Origin of the sequence: Frankia sp. BMG5.23 (genome assembly GCF_000685765.2) — a bacterium.
Taxonomy (GTDB): Bacteria; Actinomycetota; Actinomycetes; order Frankiales; family Frankiaceae; genus Frankia; species Frankia casuarinae.
Genome location: NZ_JDWE01000151.1, coordinates 1 through 1,964, shown reverse-complemented (window position 1 = coordinate 1,964; position 1,964 = coordinate 1). Strand labels below are relative to the sequence as shown.

1 protein-coding gene is annotated in these 1,964 nt (G+C 69.3%); it reads left to right on the top strand.

Annotated elements, in window-relative coordinates:
- Positions 1–209: 209 nt before the first annotated feature.
- The gene (locus tag BMG523DRAFT_RS22250) at positions 210–1,523 is read left to right on the top strand and encodes a transposase (protein WP_235463413.1); all 1,314 of its coding nucleotides are present in this window, start codon (positions 210–212) and stop codon (positions 1,521–1,523) included.
- The last annotated feature ends 441 nt before the right edge of the window (positions 1,524–1,964 follow it).

Sequence of the window (1,964 nt, the reverse complement as noted above, 5' to 3'; positions counted from 1 at the left end):
CTAGAGTTTCGCAGTTTTCTTGATCCAGATCAGTGTCTGGCAACGGCTGGATAATTTTCCCGATTGCTTTCGGGTGGATGATTCCCTGGTGCCTGCCGGTGGTATCGCGGTGCGTGGCGGAGGGGTGGAAGGCCAGCGCGAGGGGCTGGTGGCGGGAGCATCAGCGTTTCCTGTACCAACCCGAAAGTTGGACGCCGATGCTCCCGGACGTGACGATACCGGTTTCTCTGGCGGTGCTGCTGGAGGGTTTCCGGCCGTGTTTCACCGCGCCGTCGTTCCGGACGTTCCGGGCGCTCGTCGTGGGGATGCTCGCCACCGGCGGGCGGCGCACGGTGTGCGGGATGCTCGTCGGCGCGGGCCTGTCCACGCTGTGGCCGCACGACCGGGCGCACCGGTTTTTCGCGCGGGCGGTCTGGTCGCCGGAGAAGGTCGGCCTGGCGCTCGCCCGGCTCGTCGTCGACCGCCTCGTCCCGGCCGGGCCGCTGCACGTCGTCGTCGATGACACCCTGTTCCACCGGGCGGGGAAGAAGGTGTGGGCGGTGGGCTGGTTCCACGACGGATCCGCGAAGGGGCCAGACCAGGTCGGGTTCGGCAACAACTGGGTGATCGTCGGCCTCGTCGTGCCGGCGCCGCTGCTCGGCCGGCCGGTCTGCCTGCCGGTCCTGGCCCGCCTGGTCCGCAAGGACACCGTCTCGGCCTCGCGGCTCTGGCTGGCCGCCCGCGCGGTCGAACAGCTGGCCGGGGCGTTCCCCGCCCGCCGGGTCCACGTCGTCGCGGATGCCGCCTACGCCGGCGACGAGCTCAGGGGACTGCCGGCCTCGGTGACCTGGACGACCCGGCTCCGCCGCGACGCCGCCCTGTTCGCCCCCGCCCCACCCCGCACCGGGAGACGTGGCCGGCCCCGACTCAAGGGCGACCGGTTGCCCTCCCTCGCCCAGCTCGCCGCGGCCGCGACGTTCCGCCCGACGGCCGTGACCCGCTACGGCCGCGCCGGGACCGTGCACACGGCGGTCATCCGCTGCCTGTGGTACGGAGTGTTCGGCCCCCGCCCCGTCACCGTCGTCCTCGTCCGCGACACCGACCGGCCCGGGACCTACGACCTCGCGCTCGTCACGACCGACACCCTGACCAGGCCCGCCGAGCTCGTCGCCCGCTATGCGGCCCGCTGGTCGATCGAGGTCGCGATCGCGGACGCGAAGCAGATCTTCGGGGTCGGCCAGGCCCGCAACCGACTCACCGCCGCCGTCGAACGCACCGTCCCGTTCGGCCTGACCTGCCAGACCCTCGCCTTCGCCTGGTACCTCACCACCGGCCACCACCACGGCGACGCCGCCGACCACCGCGCCCGCACCCCCTGGTACACCACCAAGACCCGCCCCTGCACCGCCGACCTCGCCGTCAAGCTCCGCCGCGTCCTGATCACCACCCAATATCAGCCCACACGGCCCGCGAACCCGACCGACGCGGAAATCCACACCCTCCGCCTCGCCTGGGCCACCACCGACAGCGCCCTCGCGGCCTGACCAGCCCCCATCCCGGCCCCACAGCCCGGGAACCAGACAAAACAGACATCGACCCGAGACCGCAAACCAGCTCAAACACCCCACCACGAACCAGCACACCAAACACGCATAGAACACGTCTCACGCGACGTCAACCATAAAATTGGAGATCAAGAAAACCGCGAAAGTCGAGCGCAAACCTGCCGTCTGAAAACTCGGTATTGATGGTTGCGGCTGTCCGAGCATCGTCGGAACAATGGTAAGTATTCGGCGATGGCGTGGAGGGGCTGGTTCCGCCGTGTGGCGGTGTCGTGGCTGTGGCGGGAGTCGGGCGGAGTGTCCGCGGGATGCTGGTGGGGGGTTGTGGGCTCTTCGTGATACGTCGGGTGTAGTTCCTGATACCGAGGACGCTGGTGATGTGTCCTGGGTGGTGTGTCTGTTCTGTCTGTCACCGATGATGTC